This window comes from Halomonas eurihalina (genome assembly GCF_008274785.1).
Classification (GTDB): domain Bacteria; phylum Pseudomonadota; class Gammaproteobacteria; order Pseudomonadales; family Halomonadaceae; genus Halomonas; species Halomonas eurihalina.
The window spans coordinates 111,415-129,536 of sequence record NZ_VTPU01000004.1 but is presented as its reverse complement, the minus strand read 5'-3'; the positions used below and the strand labels follow the sequence as shown (position 1 = coordinate 129,536).

General features: G+C 61.3%; 18 protein-coding genes. 1 reads left to right on the top strand and 17 read right to left on the bottom strand.

Annotated features, from left to right (window positions below):
• Positions 1 to 28: 28 nt before the first annotated feature.
• The 3 genes from FZZ93_RS05845 to FZZ93_RS05835 are packed head-to-tail and all read right to left on the bottom strand — an operon-like array spanning position 29 to position 7,993.
• Positions 29 to 7,138, bottom strand: a complete 7,110-nt coding sequence (locus tag FZZ93_RS05845; RefSeq protein WP_149321397.1) for a host specificity factor TipJ family phage tail protein — start codon at positions 7,136 to 7,138, stop codon at positions 29 to 31.
• Positions 7,098 to 7,511, bottom strand: a complete 414-nt coding sequence (locus FZZ93_RS05840; protein WP_149321396.1) for a C40 family peptidase — start codon at positions 7,509 to 7,511, stop codon at positions 7,098 to 7,100. Before FZZ93_RS05840 ends, FZZ93_RS05845 begins: the two co-directional genes overlap by 41 nt.
• Positions 7,508 to 7,993, bottom strand: a complete 486-nt coding sequence (locus tag FZZ93_RS05835) for a DUF1833 family protein (protein ID WP_149321395.1) — start codon at positions 7,991 to 7,993, stop codon at positions 7,508 to 7,510. The genes FZZ93_RS05840 and FZZ93_RS05835 overlap by 4 nt, the downstream gene beginning before the upstream one ends.
• A gap of 150 nt (positions 7,994 to 8,143) precedes the next feature.
• Between FZZ93_RS05835 and aroQ the strand changes: the two genes are divergently transcribed.
• Complete coding sequence (gene aroQ, locus FZZ93_RS05830) at positions 8,144 to 8,737, top strand: gamma subclass chorismate mutase AroQ (protein WP_187774473.1); 594 nt, start codon at positions 8,144 to 8,146, stop codon at positions 8,735 to 8,737.
• Between the two features lie 8 nt (positions 8,738 to 8,745).
• Here aroQ and FZZ93_RS05825 read toward each other — a convergent pair whose 3' ends face one another.
• The 14 genes from FZZ93_RS05825 to FZZ93_RS05760 all read right to left on the bottom strand — a co-directional run bounded on the left by FZZ93_RS05825 (position 8,746) and on the right by FZZ93_RS05760 (position 18,120).
• Complete coding sequence (locus FZZ93_RS05825; protein ID WP_149321393.1) at positions 8,746 to 9,096, bottom strand: hypothetical protein; 351 nt, start codon at positions 9,094 to 9,096, stop codon at positions 8,746 to 8,748.
• Positions 9,097 to 9,108: 12 nt separating this feature from the next.
• A complete protein-coding gene (locus FZZ93_RS05820) occupies positions 9,109 to 11,361 on the bottom strand; it encodes a phage tail tape measure family protein (protein WP_149321392.1) in 2,253 nt (750 codons plus the stop codon).
• Positions 11,362 to 11,428: 67 nt separating this feature from the next.
• Entirely contained in the window at positions 11,429 to 11,584 is a 156-nt protein-coding gene (locus FZZ93_RS18765) for a superinfection immunity protein (protein ID WP_425460611.1), read from the bottom strand.
• Positions 11,585 to 11,646: 62 nt separating this feature from the next.
• Positions 11,647 to 11,982, bottom strand: a complete 336-nt coding sequence (locus FZZ93_RS05810; RefSeq protein WP_149321391.1) for a hypothetical protein — start codon at positions 11,980 to 11,982, stop codon at positions 11,647 to 11,649.
• Positions 11,983 to 12,141: 159 nt separating this feature from the next.
• Positions 12,142 to 13,215, bottom strand: coding sequence for a type I restriction endonuclease (locus tag FZZ93_RS05805; protein ID WP_149321390.1), 1,074 nt, complete (start codon positions 13,213 to 13,215; stop codon positions 12,142 to 12,144).
• A 432-nt stretch (positions 13,216 to 13,647) separates the two neighbouring features.
• Complete coding sequence (locus tag FZZ93_RS05800) at positions 13,648 to 14,235, bottom strand: DUF6246 family protein (protein WP_149321389.1); 588 nt, start codon at positions 14,233 to 14,235, stop codon at positions 13,648 to 13,650.
• The gene (locus FZZ93_RS05795) at positions 14,235 to 14,729 is read right to left on the bottom strand and encodes a phage tail tube protein (protein ID WP_149321388.1); all 495 of its coding nucleotides are present in this window, start codon (positions 14,727 to 14,729) and stop codon (positions 14,235 to 14,237) included. The genes FZZ93_RS05800 and FZZ93_RS05795 overlap by 1 nt, the downstream gene beginning before the upstream one ends.
• Positions 14,730 to 14,741: 12 nt before the next feature.
• The gene (locus FZZ93_RS05790) at positions 14,742 to 15,125 is read right to left on the bottom strand and encodes a phage tail termination protein (RefSeq protein WP_149321387.1); all 384 of its coding nucleotides are present in this window, start codon (positions 15,123 to 15,125) and stop codon (positions 14,742 to 14,744) included.
• Positions 15,125 to 15,463 (bottom strand): hypothetical protein, encoded by a 339-nt coding sequence (locus FZZ93_RS05785; RefSeq protein WP_223111770.1) that lies wholly within the window; start codon positions 15,461 to 15,463, stop codon positions 15,125 to 15,127. The genes FZZ93_RS05790 and FZZ93_RS05785 overlap by 1 nt, the downstream gene beginning before the upstream one ends.
• 27 nt (positions 15,464 to 15,490) lie before the next feature.
• Positions 15,491 to 15,844, bottom strand: a complete 354-nt coding sequence (locus FZZ93_RS05780; RefSeq protein ID WP_149321385.1) for a hypothetical protein — start codon at positions 15,842 to 15,844, stop codon at positions 15,491 to 15,493.
• Positions 15,838 to 16,227, bottom strand: coding sequence for a DUF7370 family protein (locus FZZ93_RS05775; RefSeq protein ID WP_149321384.1), 390 nt, complete (start codon positions 16,225 to 16,227; stop codon positions 15,838 to 15,840). Before FZZ93_RS05775 ends, FZZ93_RS05780 begins: the two co-directional genes overlap by 7 nt.
• 2 nt (positions 16,228 to 16,229) lie before the next feature.
• On the bottom strand, positions 16,230 to 16,571 hold the full coding sequence (locus FZZ93_RS05770; protein WP_149321383.1) for a hypothetical protein: 342 nt from the start codon (positions 16,569 to 16,571) through the stop codon (positions 16,230 to 16,232).
• 48 nt (positions 16,572 to 16,619) lie between these two features.
• Positions 16,620 to 17,666, bottom strand: coding sequence for a major capsid protein (locus FZZ93_RS05765; protein ID WP_149321382.1), 1,047 nt, complete (start codon positions 17,664 to 17,666; stop codon positions 16,620 to 16,622).
• Between the two features lie 10 nt (positions 17,667 to 17,676).
• The gene (locus FZZ93_RS05760) at positions 17,677 to 18,120 is read right to left on the bottom strand and encodes a hypothetical protein (RefSeq protein ID WP_149321381.1); all 444 of its coding nucleotides are present in this window, start codon (positions 18,118 to 18,120) and stop codon (positions 17,677 to 17,679) included.
• Positions 18,121 to 18,122: the final 2 nt, after the last annotated feature.

Here is an 18,122-nt window from a genome sequence, read left to right as displayed (position 1 = left end):
CCGCCTCGAGGGCGGCTTGGTAAGTCGATTAGATTCGTGAAATCAGGGCATCCATTTCACAGCGTCGTGATTCAAAGATGAACGTGGCGTTGTGGCCATCGGCATATCGCTGCGTGTAGCAATACCCACGCAGCCGAAACACAACACGAAGGTCTCCATCAGTTTCTTTTAGCTTTATCGCTACTGTGGTCGAGGTGTTTACACCCTCTGTTGCAACAGCTTCTGTCCTAAAATTTCGTGAACTATCTTCTCCGTGGATAATAACTGATTTTCTGACGAGATCGCTTCCGTCATACACCAAGAGTTCTCCATCAAACTCTACCCTGGCTGTTGACCTATCAGAGTCATCTAAAAATGCTCTTATATAGTATTGAAGATCAACATCAAGGTTTATATACGCTGATGATGATGCCCCCCTTGCATTCACTGCATAAGTTCTATCAATCAAATTGGTGAATGTTAGAGCATCCGTGCCACTGTACGGATCCGTCGCCCAATATCTAATCCCTTCAGGCTCACTTCTCCAATCGACCAATGGGGCATTGGCGTCAGTTGTAGACTGGCCCCATATATAGTGAATGGTATTGTTACCACTGTACGAGTCGGTGATAACGAAGGAGGGAGCCGAGTTATAAACCGTCAGCCCACGGACATCGATATTCCCTCGGACGTTGACTTTGTTCAGCTCGGCACTGCCGTCTTTCCCGAGCTTCCATCCTGACTGACCAGCCTGGTAATTTGACGACTCCGCCGCATCAACCACCAGATACTCGCCCTTGATCCGGCCATTGCTGTCGACGATAAAGTTGCCTGAACCGTCGGTCAGCTTGCCAAACGTCAACTGATCAATCAGGGCTTCTTTCAGCAGCAGGCGGCCGTTATCGAAGATGAACGGCACATCGGCGCTGGCCGGGTCGTCAGGGTCGGCGATAAACATTCGGTCCGCGATGATGCCGAATTCTGTCTCCTCGCCATCGTTCGCCAGCCCGACACTCGTCACCCGGCCATTGACGTCAAGGCGAAGCGTCCACATCGCATTGATGCGGTCCGCCTGGGCATCGATGTTCGCCTGAGCCGTCTGCTCAACGCTCGCGATGTCCTCGCCGAGCTGGGCCTGGACCGTGCTGATCTGTTGGCCCAGTGCCTCGTCACCATCAATGCGCGTCTGCTGCTCCTGCTGTATCGCTGCCTGATTCTCGGCGATCTCCGGCATGTCCTCGGCGTTGGCCACCGCCTCGATGGACAGCGCGTCGACGATTGTCGCCCGGCCTTCGGTGCTGCCGCTTGAGTCACCCCAGACAAGGATCTGCGCATTGCCGGTGGCCGCCTCCGGAACATCGTAGATGAACGAGAACCGGCGCCACTCGCCCGACACAGCAACCTCGAAATGATGCCAGCCCGAGTTGCCGGCGCTGTTGGTCGAGTAGGACAGCGCAAACTGGGGAGCTGGGTTCGAGTCGTAGCGCTGGGCGAAGATCGTCACGCGAATGCGCTTGCCAGCAAACGCCATCGCCGTGTCCTCGGGGATGGCAGCGGAGGCGGCATGACTCCCGTTCCAGGGATCGGCGCTGGCCCGGCTAGAATGGATGCGCACGCAGTTCGTGCCTGCCTTCGGCGTGACGGCGGCGTCGAGGATGCTTGTATCGGTGCCAGCCGACCAGCGATCCTTGTCGTCGCCAGGCTCGAACGAGGAGGCCCAGGTCGGCATGCGACCAATCCGGGCGATGACCGTATCAGTACGCGTAGCCTGGGCCTCATCACCGTCTGCACGGGCCTGTTCCTCAGCCTGAATCGCCGACTCGGTATCACCGACCCGCGCCTGCAGCCCGGAGATGTCAGTCGCCAGGGCCTCGTCGCCGTCGGTGCGCGCTTGCTGTTCCTCGGTGATAGAGGTTTCCGCGCTCCCCATGCGCGTCTCGAGGCTCGATGCCCGGCTCGCGAGCGCATCATCGCCGTCAATGCGTGCCTGTTCTTCCTCGGTGATGCTCGTCTCTGCATCACCCATCCGGGTTTCCAGCGAGCTGGCCCGGCTGGCGAGGGTGCTGTCACCATCGATGCGCGCCTGCTGCTCGGCAGTGATCGCCGATTCAGCACTGCCTATGCGGCTGTCGAGACTGGAGACATCAGACGCGAGCGCCTGGTCCCCATCGATCCGGGCCTGCTGTTCCTGCGTCAGCGATGACTCGGCATCCCCAACTCGGGTGTCCAGGCTGGAGAGATCCGAGGCCAGGGCGTTATCACCGTCTACTCGAGCCTGCTGCTCGGCAGTGATCGCCGCTGAATTGTCGCCAATGCTGGCCTCGAGCTGATCGGCCCGGACGGCGAGGGCACTATCCTCGTCGGTGCGCACACGCTCCTCGGTCCGAATCGACGCCCGACGATTGGCCGTCTCGACGTTGATCGACTCGAACTGAATGGCCTCGATGGCCTCGCCCTCCTGCTGGAGGCGCTGGAGTGCGGCAATCGCGGCGGACTGCTGCTGACTGGTCAACGAAACCTTCTCCAGCGTGCGAGCCTGGGCCTCATCTTCGGTCGCGCGCGCCTCGGCTTCTCCGGTGATCGCTGCCGTGTTGTCCCCGCTGGTGACCTCGACAGCGGTCAGCCGGGAACCCAGGGCCTCATCGGCATTGGTGCGCGCCTGCTCCTCGCTCGTCAGCCCCGCCTCGACATCATCGGTGCGCGATTCGAGGGACGATGCCCGGCTGGCCAGGGCGCTATCCGCATCTGCCCTGACCTGCTGCTCGGTTGTGAGGCCGGATTCGACATCACCGACTCGAGCACCCATGTCCTGGATGTCCGAAGCCATGGCTGAGTCGGCATCCGCCCGGGCCTGCTGCTCGGCCGTCAGGCCGCTCTCGTTATCGCCGACACGGGTCGTCAGGGCGGACAGGTCACTAGCCAGCGCGTCATCGCCATCGATCCGGGCCTGCTGTTCCTGCTCGAGCGCAGCGGTGATCTCCTGCACCTCGCCGGCCACACGCTTGACGCGCACGCCATCGATGATCACACCGAGACCTGAGCCGGACGTGTCAGCCCAAATGCGCAGGATGTCACGCGACCCACTCGCGCCTTCCGGCACGGTGTAGCTGAACTCGAAAACGCTCCACGTCGAGTCCGGCGTGAAATGTTGCCAGCCGGAATTGCCAGCCCCGTCGGTCGAGTAGGCGACAGCGATCTCGGCAGCCGCATTGGTATCGGGCTGTCTTGCTGCGATGCTGATCGTAATCTCGAAACCCTCGAACGCCTCGGTCACTCCGGCGGGTATGCGCACATAGACGGCATTGTCTGTGCCCCAAGGGTTGGGAGAGGCGTCCGTCGAGGTGATCAGGCCGGATTGCAGCCCGGCGTAGACGCTGTCTGTCTCGGCCGTCAGTGTGGAGCCGCCGGCTGCCGTCCACTGATCGTAGTCACTGCCACTCTCGAAGCCGCTGGCGAACTGCGGCAGGGCGTCCACCTTGGCGCTCAGCTCACCGATCTGCGACGCCAGAGCGCTGTCCTCGTCGGCCCGGGCCTGTTGCTCGGTGGTGATCGCTGCATCTAGGTCGCCGACACTGGCCTCGAGGGAGTCCGCACGCATGGCCAGAGCACTATCGCCATCAATGCGAATCCGCTCCTCGGTGCGGATGCTCGCCCGGCGGTTCGCTGTCTCAGCATTCAGCGCTTCATAGATGATGGCGTCGAGCTGATCACCCTCCTGCTGCACTCGCTGGAGGGAGCCGATACGCAGTTCGTGGTCATTGGCGGTGTCCTGGAGCCCTTCGAGACGAGACGCGGTGAACTCGTCTTCGGTCCGACGAACTTCGGCCTCCTCGACGATAGCGGTCTCCGCCTCACCGAGCCGCTGATCGAGGTCGGCATCGGCCGCCTCGAGGTTGTTGCGGGTAGTTTCCAGGGAGTTCTGGACACTGCTCACCCGGCCATCGAGCCGGGCCGACTCGTCAGCCAGGTCGCCCTGGACGGTGTTGACCCGGTCATCCAGGCGGGCTGTCTCACTATCCAACTCTTGCTGGGTCTGATCGAGGCTCGACTGGACTCCATCGACGCGGTCGTCGAGCCGTGCTGCTTCATCGCTGAGGTGCTGCTGGGTCTGGTCCAGGTCGTCCTGGATGCCAGCGATAGCGCCGGCGTTGGCGCCGATCTTGTCGATTTCGTCGGAGAGCGCCGGGTAGAGGTCACCCTGCTTGATCTCGCCCGAGATGTTGCTGATCACGGCAGCCGGATCGTTGCGCGTTGTCGCCTCGACAGCGGCGAACGCGGATACCCGGGACACCGTCCATTGCCGGACGTAGTAGTAATAGGTGGTGTCCGGCATCAGGTCGGTATCGACCAGCACGGCACCCACGCTCAAGTGCTGGGCGCTTGTCTCGACGTCGCCCAGGGCGAGCGGCGCAGACGAGCGGAAGAACTCGTACTGTGCGCCGCTGTACAGCCCTTTGGGGATCAAGGTCAGCGAGAACGTGCCGCGCTGCACCTCGATGGACTGTGGCACCTGCACGGCCTGGCCGGTGACCGTCAGCGTCGCGGTCTGCGACCACACGGACGCCATGGAGCCATTGAGCGCCCGCAACTGGATCTCGTAGTCCAGTTCTTCATCGACATCGCGGATCGTCAGGTTGCCGGACGCCGTGAACGGCCCGGCGTGCTCCCACTCACCACTGCCCACGACGCGATAACGCGCCTCGACTTGGAGATTGGGCAGCCCGACCTGAGTGTTGAACGCATACGCCACGCGAATAAGCGTGGTGAACGAGCCATCCTGGCGCTGCTGGGCCGCTGTCTCGTCGCCGCGCACTGACGTGATCTGCGGGATCGGCGGACGCACGCGGTCCGGCGGAATCGGGTTGGTGATGCCCGGATCAAAGACCGGCGCGGAGCTGTAGTCGTAGATGTCCGGTGCGGCGTGCACGAAGGTGAGGTCAGCCGTGAAGTCGGGGCCGCGCTCGATTCGGGTGACCTTGGCGTCGATGGACTCTTTGCCCATCTCGCCGTAGACCACCAGGTCGCCCACCGCGACGTCGAGCGGCTCGACCAGCGTGAAGGTGTCGGTCTCGCCGATGGTGTCGCCGGTGACCTGGCTGGCCATCAGCGCCGGCGCGCCTTGGCCGTCGTCGACCCCGCGCACGGAAACGCCGTAGGCGCGCTGCTCGGTGTACTCCAGGCGCTCGTCGAGCGTGATGGTGTTGCCGCTGACGGATTTCACCCGGGCACTGCCGAGGCCCACGAGGATGGCGTCGAACTGATACAAGGCGCGGTTGCCGCGCACGAGGGCCAGGTGCTCCCAGTCCATCGATGCGCGGAACGTCTCCGGGCGCAGGATGGCCTGGCGCAGGTGGTAGTTGCCGTGGTGCCAGGCCTGGTCGGCGCTGGCCACGCCTTGGAGTTGGAAGTCCTCGAAACGGGTGGCGTTGGTCTCGTCGTAGCCATCGCGGTAGACGATGCGCTCGGCGTCGGACCAGGTGTCCGGGTCCACGTACTTGACGCGGATGCCGTGGGGCAGGTCCTTGTACTGGATGCTCGAGCTGAGCCCGCTGGCGTTGCGCGGGGTGATCGCCTGCACGACGGGCGTGTTGGGGTCGTCGAACACGATACTGAAGCCGACATCGCGGAACGCGAAGCTGCCCTGTCCGCCGGCGGCAATCGAGCGCGCGCGGTCGAGCACGGTCTCGTCGCCGTCGTGCACGTGGTGATACTCGAGGCCCTGGTTGTCGCAGAACGCGGCCCAGTTGACGATGTCCTCGAGGTGCAGACGATCATCGCCAATAGGGTTGCCGACCTGCTGCCCGGTCATCGCATCGATGTAGGCCCAACCGGGGTTGTTGGTGGCCTGCATCACCCAGGCAGACCCATCCCACACGCGCAGCACGGCTTGAGTGCGGATGCGCAGTTGATCGATCACGCCGTTGAGCTGGTCCGTGGCGCGGATGCGCAGGCCCATCAGCACATGGTTGCCGGTATAGGCCGGGCCATCCTGGACAGAACGCAGCACGGACCACTGGCAGTCGGTGTAGATCGCCTGGACGCCGCCATGGCGGGAACGCACGCGGGTCACACGCACGTCGTACTGGCCCTTGGGCACGCTCCAGCGACGGTTCAGCCGATAGGTGTCTTTGGTGCCCTGGTCGCCACCGATCCGCCAAGCGTCGTCCTGCACCGTCCACGCACTGGTGCCCGCTTCGCGATACTCGATGCGAAACTCGACGTCGAGCCCCGAGCGGGTGCCGTTGTCGTTGATGCAGAAGAAGCCCTGGGGAAACACCAGATCGATACTGATCTCTTTGGCGCCCGGGCCCGTGGTGCGGGTGGCACTATTGCCATCCGACACCCAAGTGTCGGCCTGGGGCTCACCCTGAGCATTCAGCGCGACGCCGACCTGCTCCTCGGCGATGTCGGGCGTCATCAGCGTAAGCTGATCGGGCATGCCGATCTCCCACTCAACGTCCTCGTAATCGCCCAGGTTGGTCTCGCCGATGGTGATGGCATCACCGACGTCGACATCCTTGAGCACGCTGTAGCCGTCGCCCACCCGGTGGCCCGCCACCTCCAGCGGCCCATAGCCCAGCACCAGCAGCATGCGCAGGTACTGGTCATTACCGGCGATCTCGGTCACCGGATTGGCCGCCAGTTTCGGATACCAGCGCGGGTTGCCGTAGACGCGCGGCACGACGCCGTATTTGTCGATCTGGTTGCGCGTGCCGGTGATGGAGTTACGGACGTTGGGGGATGTCGGGGACTTCTCGCTCGGCATCTCCGGCGGGATCAGAGCATTAACGGCCAGAGTGCCAGCCACGGTAACCGCCGCAGATGTCGCCGCTGACGCTGCAGCAAATGCCGCCGTTCCTTTGGTGAACCCCATTGCAGCCGCAGCAGCGCCGCCGGTGTAGGCGGACGCTACGGCAACCGCAATCATCGCGATGGCACGGCCAATACCATCATCCTCGGGCGTGCCAGTGATCAGCACCTGTGCATCGGCGGGCAGCGGGTCGGCCCAGCACTCGCGTGGAATGACCTCACTATCGATCTGTGCCCGCACGCTCTCCGGCGCCTCACCGAGGACAGCAGACAGACTGGTGCCATCGGGAATCTCGGCGGTGTAGAGGTCAGAGCGAACCGGGCTCGGGCGGGCGACAATCGTGGTCATAGCGATATATTCCTTCCAATCGATCCCGCCACTGCGGGGCCGAGAAACTCTCGATACAGGCGTCTTTGTGCCGCGTGGTGTGCAGCATCAGGCCGGGGGCGATGACGAGGCCGATGTGGTTGGGCTTGCCGTCGACGTTGAACATCACCACGTCCCATGGCTCGGGGTCGGTGACCTCGCGCCACTCGGAGCGGGCGGCGACCATCAGCCGGGACGTGTCGTCGGTCAGCGTGTCGGCGTAGCCGGTGTGCAGGGGCAGTTCGATGTCGAGGTGGTCGGCGTAGACGCGCCGGATGATGCCCCAGCAGTCATAGCGCGGCCCTCGGCCACCCGACTCGAACGGCAGGCCGATGTACTCGGTGACGTCGATCATCGGAACAGGCCGGGTGCAGTGCCGGGATTGAGAATGTCCTGGGTCGCCGGCTCGTTGAGGATGTCGAAGGCGTGGCTGATCTGGAGTGACGCCGTCTCGGTGTCGATGTCAGCGCTCATCAGGTACATGCCCGGGATGTGCATCTCGCGAGTGACGGCACCCTGTTTCCAACGAACGACCTGAATGTCGACGCCGGCCAGGCCCTGGATCTGCCGCAGTACCTCGGCCAGGCGACGATCCACGTTGCTCACCCTCGCCGTGGCCACGGCCTCGCGCTCCTCGTCCTCCGCTGGGGGCGTGAACTTGAACGGGAATCCCATGTACTCATGGCCGTCGTAGGTGATGGCCTCGGTGTTGTTCGCGATTCGCTCCGGCGTCGACAGACTGGGGTGCGTGAACGTCAACAGAGCGAAAACCGCCGCATCGGTGTTCTGCGCGAACATGTCACGCAGCCCCTCGGCGCTGATCTGGCGGATTGACATAGGGGCTCCAGAAACAAGAAGCCCCGCTCGAGGCGGGGCATGGATGGGTATTCAGATCGGGGCATCTGGTTGCAGGGAGAACAGTGATGGCAGATGATCGGTTCGGACTGGGCACTTGAAACATCCCGAAGACCACAAGGAAGACAAGTCATGAATCGAGCTTTACTGGGAACCGGACGCCTGGGGCTTCGCCACCTGGGCTGGATTACAGCAGGCCTGCTTATCAGCGGCTTCGTTGTGGCGGCGGATCAGCAAGCCTCCGATGAAGCCCAGGAGACGGTAGATGGACTGATTGCACAGGTAGAGCAACGTCTGTCCATTGCTCCCGATGTGGCCATGGCCAAATGGAACTCCGAGGCACCGATCAACGTGCCAGAGCGTGAGGCACAGATTCTGAAACAAGTGGTGGAAGAGGCGCAGCATCAGGGAGTTGACCACCAATTGGCGCGCGCCTTCTTCCAGGACCAGTTCGATGCTAGCAAGGCGGTCCAGAAGCAGTTGCATCAGCAGTGGCAGAAGGAATCGCAACCACCTTTCGGCAATCCACCGAACCTGGCCAATGACATCCGTCCCCAACTGGATACTTTGACCCCTCAATTGATCCAGTCCCTATCCGAATTCCAGACGTTTGAGACCGAATCAGCAGCACAGCAGTATCTTGAGGAAAGTGCAGCCAGAGCTGTGGCGAATAACGAGTATGCCGAGGCACTGGAGATAGCACTGTCGTCACTGCGCGATGAGTGATTCGCGCCTTACGGCTGGATCTCGAGGGTCATGGAGAGGCGCCATTTCTGGCCGGCAGGTTCCATGTTGTACGGCGGGTCGCCCTTGATCAGGACTGACTCAACGCCGGCTCGAGGCCGCGGCCACTCAAACGGCAGCGCGCCGCCGGCTATGTCGTTATTGAGCCAGTCCAGAAATGTCTGCCGCTGACCACTTGTCAGGAGGTACACGACTTCGGCTTCCGTGGTCGTGGCCGTGGAGCGGCGGCGAGTCTTCGCTGGACCTACATCCATTGGTGACCGGATGACGTTGCTCTGTGGCGTCTCCGCGTATTCCTTGATCAAGGGGTGCTGTGGCAGCGATGCGGGCCATGTGGGCATGACGGCTCCTTATCAGGTGGATTGGCGGCGCGCGCCAAAACGGCGCATACGGCGGTCCATTTGACCGCTATCGAACATGCGATTGACGGTTCCCTCGACCTTGCGCTCGATGTAGAGATCGATCTGCCGGGTGCCGCTCTGGCCTTGGGATTCCTGCCGGGTGACTTGCGATCCGCTATCTGTATGGACATTGACGACGACGCTTGAGCCAGCGGGTACTGATGATGATCCACCACCTACTAAGCCGCCTTTGAGGTACCCGCGCGTGCTCTTCAACTTCTCGAGCATAGGGAGCATGCCTGGCTGCTCAACCACGTCCTTGGGCATGACGTACTCGCCACGGTGCACAACGCCGGCAATGTCATGCTTGCCCCCGGCGCCGGTATAACCACCATCGGCAAAGCTGCCGGTGTTATACCCCATGGCCTGGACGCCGGATGTATTGACCGTGGCGCCGCCTCCACCGAAGAGGCTGCCGGCGAAATTGCCCACCATGCCGCCCCAGTCAATACTGCCCAGGGCGTCGGCTGCCGGCTCCGTGATGCTCTTACGGATCATGAGGCGCTGGACATCCTCGGCGATGCCCTGGAGCACCTCTCGGAAGCCCTTACCTTCGACAATCGCGTCCTCGAATGCCGACGAAAACGTCATGCCGAGCTCGCGGGCGGCATCATTGGCCTTGTCGAGCTGCTTGGTATCGTCAGGGCTGAACCCGTAGGCGTCCTGCCAGCTCTCGTCGCTGCGCATAGACTCGCGCAGGCGCCGCTGGGCATCCGTGAGATCGTCGATCATCCCTATCTGTTGGGCCAGCTCCAGGCGCTCCATCTCTTCCCGGAATGTACGCTGGGCCGCACGAACCGGATATAGCTCGTCGATCAGGCCTTGGTATTCCTCGGAGATGCCCTGTAGCGCCTCGCGGCGTTCCTTAGAGCTCCGCTCTAGAAGCCTGACTTGCTCCCTCGAGCCCTCTTCGGTGAACCGGCGGATCAGCGCGTTCCGTTCACGATATTCACGCTCGATGGTCTCGCGCTCGGTTTCGAGCTGCTTTTTCAGAGCCTCGAATCGCTTGCGAGCCTTCTTGGCGGCGTCGGGGTCACCACTTCCGCCACCTCCGCCAAGTCCTGGCAGCCGGCTGCCCGAAGGCTTTATCCGCTCCAGATTCAGCTCATCCGGCACGGTGACCCCACTGCCAGTGGTCTGCAGTTCTTTTTTGCGGTCTATCAGAGCGTCGTATTCAGCCTTTACTTCACGCAGCGCGCCGGCAGCCTGCTGTCCTTGCGCCGACTCCTCCCCGAACATGTCGATTCGCTTTTCGAGGCGGCGCTTGTTATCGAAGACCTCATCCAGCTCAGCGTTGATGCCAGCGATCGATCGCTTGGCCGCATCCTCGCGGAATGAATCCATGAAGACGTTGAAGCCACGAGCCAGAGCCGTTAGGCCCTCGCTGGCACTCTCGAGTGCACCCTTGATCAGATCATCAAACTGCAGAATGGCCCGGGACGTTTCGGTGCGGATCTGCTGGGCCAGTTGGTCGAACCCCTGAGCCAGCTCGCTCAGGCGGTCCACCTCCGACTGCGATAGGACGGCATTCAGGTCACGAGCTTCCTTGGCCATCTGCCGGAGGCCTTCGGCATTGTTCCTGAGGAGCGGTTGGAGCAATGATGCTTCATCCGCCACCGACTCGAGGTAGAAGACCTGCTGCTCCATCGAAAGATTAGCGGCATCGAGGCCCTTCTGAAGCTTGATCAATGCTTGAGGGCCGGACAGCTCACGGAACTCATCCGCAGACTGGCCGACCAACGGCGCGATGTTCTCGAAGTAGTCCTTCAGCTCACCGCCACCCGTCGCCAGGAAGTCGCCGATCTTATCCTGGGTGTCCTTGAAGATGTCGGCGAGTTTGCCTTGCTCGACACCCACGCTCTTGGAGGCATAGGCCAACTGCTGAAAAGCCTCGACTGACACACCGGCAAGCCGTGCCTGGTTCTCCAATTCGCGCGCAGCAGTAGCAGCCGACCGAGCAACCACCAGAAGGGCAGCCGAGAATCCACTGAGCGCCACCGCGCCACCGACCGCCGCCGCCTTCACGGCTCCAGCGATGGGGGTCAGCCGGCTCATGGACTTAGATGCACGCGAGGAGCGCTCATCTACGTGTTCGAAGTCTCGCCCCATTCGTTGCGTGCTGCGATTGATGTCTCGTTCGGCCTCCAGCAACCCCCGGGTATGGGCATCGACCGTGTAGTAAATGGAGCCGACTGACTCTGACATACTGCCTCCGGGCAATAAAAAGCCCCGCTCAAAGGCGGGGCTATGGCTGCTCAATTCGGAAAAGATTCTATCTACTATCAGGCTTATCTAGGCACGACCACACCAAGGCAACTACCCACCCGACAAATGTCCAGCCAGCGACTACATTCAGCACACTAATAGCTACTGCATTGGGCATATTTCGCCACGCGGCAATTATCAAAGGCAGGAAATAGCCAGCCACCAAAACCGCTAGCCACAGCAGCGGATGCCCTGGTATGCCGCTAACAGTATGCAAAATATCGTTCACGCACAGCCTCCTTTTATTCTCTCCGCCTTCTTCAGACGCTCGCGCAGCTTCGTGTTGCCGGAAGGCCGCTTGCCAGCCTGCGAGAGATACGCATCCTCAAGCACCACCCAGCGACGCAGGATCGAGACCTCTGTCTCGTAGTCCTTGAGCTTTCTGGAGCGTATCGCGCCCCGCTCGAAATAAGCAGGCACCGGGAAGACGCGGCAGCCATGCTTCCGGCAGTTCGCCTCTATCGCATCACAGCAGGCAAGCATCACATCAAGATCGTTCTTGTGCTTGGCGAATAGGGTATGAACTGGCTGTCCGCGAACCTTGAGGGCGTCGTCCTGCACGTAGCCGACCTCTCTGCGTCATCGGTTCCCGCCAGCATAGCGGGGCAGCAAGGCGAGGTGAAGTCAGGCGGCGTCGAGTGCCAGGGTCATCTGGAACTCGCCAGCGCCACCACCAGCCCGGCTACCATCGCTGTTTCCCGTTTCTTCATACCTCTCGTCTCAATCCTGATATTCACTCAGGGTCGTCTTCAACCTGTCGCGATACTGGAATATATCAGCCACCCCTTTCACCTCAACTCTATCTTCGTCTTTCTCAGTGAAGAACCCAACGCGCTTGACGCTTTTTGAGTTGAAATGCAGGCGGCAAATCGGCTTTCGGTTGTTATCATCTAACAGTATTGCGCAATATGACTTCGCATCCCTCATAGCAATACGACTGATGTCTACATCTTCGGCGAGGATAGATCTAACGATATTGTAAGCGTCGATCTCTTCCTGAGTAGTGACAATGCCGTCATCATTTTCATCCGGCTCGTCTTCTGATGGCTCGTCTTCGACATGTGATGCATCGGCACCAGCGTTCCTGACGAGAGCGCCTTGCAATCTCAGAGCTACTTGTTCTTGGATATATAGCCTACAGGCATCCTTGATTATGGGCGTAAATTCCTCAATCACTTGGCGCGTCTGTCTACCATCGTATATCTGACTGACTATAAATTTTATAAATTCTTCGGGTGCCTCATGGAAGACTGAATCTATAGCCTGTTTAGCCAGATTCGTGTACTTCAGGCGATTCGCTGTACCAAGAATAGAGTCTATGTCGAAATTCGGCTTAGAAAATTTCTTAAGCTCATCGATATCTTGATCGCTTAACTCATCAAGATTGAACGTAAAAAAAGGGCGATTGTCTAGTTTATTTTCGGAATCCAGGTCTGAATAAAATCGGTACTCAAAACCATTCGTCAGAATGGCAAATTTTGCATCAGTACAAGCAAAATATCTATACAGCTGGCTGTACTGAACGTTCGACAAATCTGTACCTATAGGCTTGCACTCGACCAAAATTGAGAGCGCCCCATCAGTCCTTATCGCAAAATCAACCTTTTCTCCCTTCTTGGTACCAACATCGGCGGTAAACTCGGGAACCACCTCTCGTGTGTCGAAAGGGTCGTACCCTAGAGCCCCAATGAATGGCAGCACTAGCGCCGTCTTGGTCGCCTCCTCATTATTGATGTGGCCAGCTTGCTCTTGCCCGCGGCGAGCGATTCCAGAAAGTTTTTCCTTCAGCTCCATGGTAGAGCCTCCCTTGCGTATTGTTAGCCGGCCGCCTTGGTTGGCGGCTCTCTGATCAGCGTATCGCAGGGAGGCAAGAGGCGCCATAGGGTAAAGAAAGCCACACCTGGCCACCCATCCAGCATGGATGGAAGGTCAGTTGAGGGCGCGTGGGAGTGGTCTAGCCTGAGTTTGAGGGCGAACCACGCCCTGCACACAACAAATAGAGCAACGCAGGAGCTGAAACATGGCCAAGGTAAGTCCGTTTCACGCTGAGGATAGCGACGTATACCACGACAACAACCAATGCACTGAAGGAAACAATATTGAGGATCGGAATCGCAAGTCAGGTACAGGCGGCAAGCGGAAATGTGACCACTGCAAGCGCCTGTAACTCTTACTAAAGATCATCACTCATGATGGGCGGCAAGGATGCCACCCGTTCCCCTCCCCTCATCTTTTCTTCCGCTTTTCCCTCAGCGCCTGCACATGCGCCACCACAGCCTCGGCCTGCTCCTCGGTCGGCATCTCTTCCTTGCGCTTTTCCTCCTCGCTCAGCGGGAACTTGGCATCGATCGCTCGCTGCAGCTCGATCATGGTCATCTGCCAGGCCTCGACGGATGACATACCCAGGTGCGCCTGTGCGACACCAACGTACTCGGCTGGATCGAACTCGACGGCCTCTTTGCCATCACCCTTGCCTCGCTTGGGTTCGCCGACCATGCCAGCCACGGCCAGCCGGGCACCGATGATATGCACCTCGCTGGGCTGCATGGCGCCCATGACGAACCGGAGTCTGCCCCGATGCTCCCGGATGTAGCCGGCCAGCCGATCCAGGTCGTCGGGGTCGCCCTGGTAACAGGCCAGCAGGACCGACAGTGACGCCAGGAATCCATCAGGCCCTGCCGACTGGCAGCGCGTGAGCAACTGAACCAGCTCGGCCGGCGTGCCCAGCGACGCGATGGCGGCCAGCGAGGGGCGGAACAGATACTCCTGCCCTCGCCAGTCGATGCCGACCTCGCCCGCGTAGGTGTTGGCCATCAGGTGCCCGCCGGTTCAGTGGCAATGGTGTAGGCAAACGAGTTGCCGGACAGTGACCAGGTAGCCACGTCGTCGTGGGGCGCGGTATTGCGAAACGACGTCAGCAGCGCGGTACCGGTGTAGGTGCGCAGGTCACCATTTGGGCGCGGCACGGTGATGCGCAGATAGACGTGGGGGTAGCCAGTCTCACTGTTGTTGCCCACCGGGTCATTCACGAAGTCTTCGACCGCGTCGACGTTCTTGGTGGTGTCTTTGGTGGCCAGGCCGTCAAAGCTGATCTCGCTCGACTTGTACGTCACCAGGTTCTCTTGCGTGAGGTTGGGGCTGTCATCGGTCGTGGCATCAGTGGTCTGCCATTCGGCGCCCCACTCCTTGCCGCGCATGGCGCCAATGGTCAGCCACTCACCGGGCTCGGTGCTGGCGTTGGGGTCAGTGAAGGCCAGCTCGACAAGCGCCTCGCGGCCCAGGTATTTCTTCACGGGATCCATAGCCATGGTGACGGCTCCTTAGAGGTTTTCTGTCCAGCAGCGGACGTTGAGTTGATACACAGGGCGCCCGTTTGCCGACATCATCGGCCCGGCGACGTCGCCCAGGATTTCGAAGTTGACGATTTGGGGCGCGGAGAAATGCTCGAGCAGGTACAGCTTGACCGCCTGCATCAGATCGCCCGGCGTCACCGGGTCGTTGACGGCCCCCATGGCGGCAATCACCACGTCGGGGCGTTGCCCGTACTGGTCGGACGTACCGCCACCGTCAGGCCGAATGAGCACCGTCGGCGGTGCATCAGCGGCTGTGTCGTCGTCATACCAGCGGTAGAAAACGACCGACCAGCCATCAAAAAGGCCACCCTGGTCGAGGTGGCCCTTTACGGTGTTGAGGAGATTCAGCATCAGTTGCGGTAGCTCCGTCGGATGTGGGCGCGGATGTCGCCCATGCCGTCCCGCTCAAAGCCGCGACGCAGGAATTGGTCCTCGGCATCGGGCTTCTGCCAGTTCTTCGGCCCGCCATCGTGGACAGCGGCCGCATACTCGGCGGTATAGCCGATCACCCCCTTAGTACCGGTCTGCTCGTTCGTGATGCGACGGTACCGGCTGTTGATCAGGTTCGCTGTATCGACTGGCGTCAGATCAACGGCATAGCCTTCGCCGATGATCAGGATCTCGGTGACCACCCGCTCGGTCTGGCTGCCGGCGATACGGCCGATATGGCGTTTGGCGTTGCGCCGCACGTTGCGGCCTCCACGGACTGGCATCATTCACCCCGTATAGATCGCATGATCTGGCGTCTCGCCGAAGAACGACATATCCCAGGTTCCGAGCTTGCGGATCGTCTTCGCGCGAGATGGCGGCTCGTCATCAGTCAGAGATTCGCCGATCACTATCCGGTCGCCGACAGAGATCGGCGTCGGGTCCTCATGCCATACCGTATCGGCAGGCACGAACTCCTGCCCGTTGTCGTCGGTCTGCACGCCACCACTGGTCTCGAACGTGCACTTGATCGTGGTGGGCGCTCCCCACGTCGGTTCGCGTGTCACGGGATCACGCGGCCCCTGGCGCCATATCGTGGCGTCGTTGGTGTAACTCCATCGTGCCGTGGCCGACATCAGCATGCCCTCCGCTTACCAGGCCCGACGCTCATCATGAATGTCTTGGGCTTGTCAGCTTCCAGCAGCCGAGTCACGCACCCATACCGATCCAGCGAGCGCAGCGCCGAGCCCCAGTTCGTGGAGTCGATGCCTTGCCCCTGGGGAGTGGCGAACGACCGAGACGCACCGGATGGCGCCGACTGGCTCTTGATCTGCCCGCCGGCGGCCAGCGTGGCCAGGTGCCCCACCGCATTGATCTTAAGTATCCGCTGCGTGGACTCCGGCACGCCCCGGGCATCGAGGCAGTCATCGGCGCCATCGACCACCGTGATGTAGTCAGACAGCATGGCGGCGGCGCCGGTGATGCCGTAGTTCTGCACGTCTTCGACGGTGATCGTGGCGGCCATGATTACTCCTTCTCAGCGGCCAGCTTGGCCTCTTCGAACTTGGCCTCCAGGGTCTCGATCTTGCTGTTCGAGCCCGGGCGCTTGCCGGTCAGTTCCTCGATCTGGTTCAGCAGCCACTGCCGGCGCTGCTCGTCGGCCTCGGCACCGGTATCACCATTGCCCTGGTTGCCGGTGTCATTGGCCTGAGCGTCGGGCGTGGCCACTTCCATAACCGGCTCGGGCACGACCTCGACCTTGCCCTTGTAGAGGGTCGGGATGGTGTCGCCTTCCACGCTGAATTGCTCGCCGATATGGCAGCGACGGCTGTTGCGATACAGGTTCGGCTTCGTCACACGCAGTTTCATGATGCGCTCCTACGAAATGCGGCCCCCGAAGGGGCCGGTGATCGATGATCAGCTACCGGAGGCGTACAGCCAGCCGGTGCGACCGTTGTAGTCCACACGCAGCTCGAGGCCCAGGGCGGACCACACCAGGAACTGGTGGCGAGCGAACGGGGTTTGGCGCGGCAGCGCCAGGTTCGACACAGCTTGGCCAACCAGGGGCATGATGTACTCTTGAGACAGGGCGCCCATGGTCAGCTCATTGCCGGAAAGGCCGGACAGCTCCTTGATAGCGCCGATACCTTCCAGGCTCTCCAGCTCCTGGCGGAGCGTGCGAGTCGCGGTCACCTGACCCTCGAGCACGTAGTAGCGATCCAGGGTCGCGGCGATCTCCGGCGACACATAGACGTTGAGGTCCAGAGACACCCGGTTGTCACGGCGGATGATGTCGCGCAGGCGGATGAACTCGTTGCGAACCTCATCCGGAGGCGTGGCATTCGAGGTCAGATCGATGCTGATCGTGGCCTTGGCCGAGTTGGCACCGGTGCGGATGCCATAGGACTGGATGCCCTTGAATTCCAGACCTTCCTGGCCATCGAGAATGTAGGCCGACATCTTCTCCCGCACGGTGCGAGTAGAGGCCGCCTGGTCATCCAGCAGATCGTCCCAGCCCTCGGAGCGTTGGCCAGCCAGCTCGCGCCATTCGCGGTAATAGCCGGACTGGTGCACCGGGATGATCGCCCCATCGTGCTTGTACTGGGTCTGATCATTGGGGATCGGCTCGAGACCGGACATGCTGGTAGTCACGGCGCCGCCGTCGCCGGCCTGGCGGTACTGGTGGAACATCTTGCCGATGTTCAGCGAGCGGGCCAGCGGCATCAGGTCATTCAGCAGCACATCAACGTTGGGATCGCGCATGATGGCCTTAGTCTGCTGGTCCATCTCGGCATAGACCGGGTACGGGACCGGAGACGAGGCATTGCCCGTCAGGCCCGGCAGCGGAACGCTGGCGAACGACTGTTCTTGGTTGGCGTGAAGGGACCGGTGAGCCTGGAGGTACTCAAACTGCCCTCGCAGGTTCCGGTTCGCCGCCACGCTCGGTTTGTCGAAAATCCACATGGAGCGCTCCTTAGATGAACTTGACGGCGACCAGCTCGGCGCCAGTGCCCGTGGTGATGGATTCGGCGGCATGTCCATACGGGGCCGAGCCGTCGGCGGGATCGGTGGCCGTCAGAGTGCCGCCTCCCTGCGCCCACAGCGGGGCATCCTCGGCAATGGTCTGACTGCCGTCCGCCAGGACGTTGAAGATCAGCCCAGACTGGCCATAGAGCGCCGTGGCGCGATCATCGATCTCGTAGGCGGTATCGACGAAGCCTTGGCCCAGGTGGTCCTTGTCCAGCACATAGCTGACACCACCGGGGCCGGCGCCGAACTTGCCATCACCGTCCAGGTGCACCACTGTGCCGGGCAGGTGCGCGGCTGCGACCGGCGCCTCCTTGCGGAGCGGCTGATCGAGCATCTGCGCAGGCGCGCAGAAGATCACGTTCTTGCCGTACTTGGTGAAGTTGGTCATGG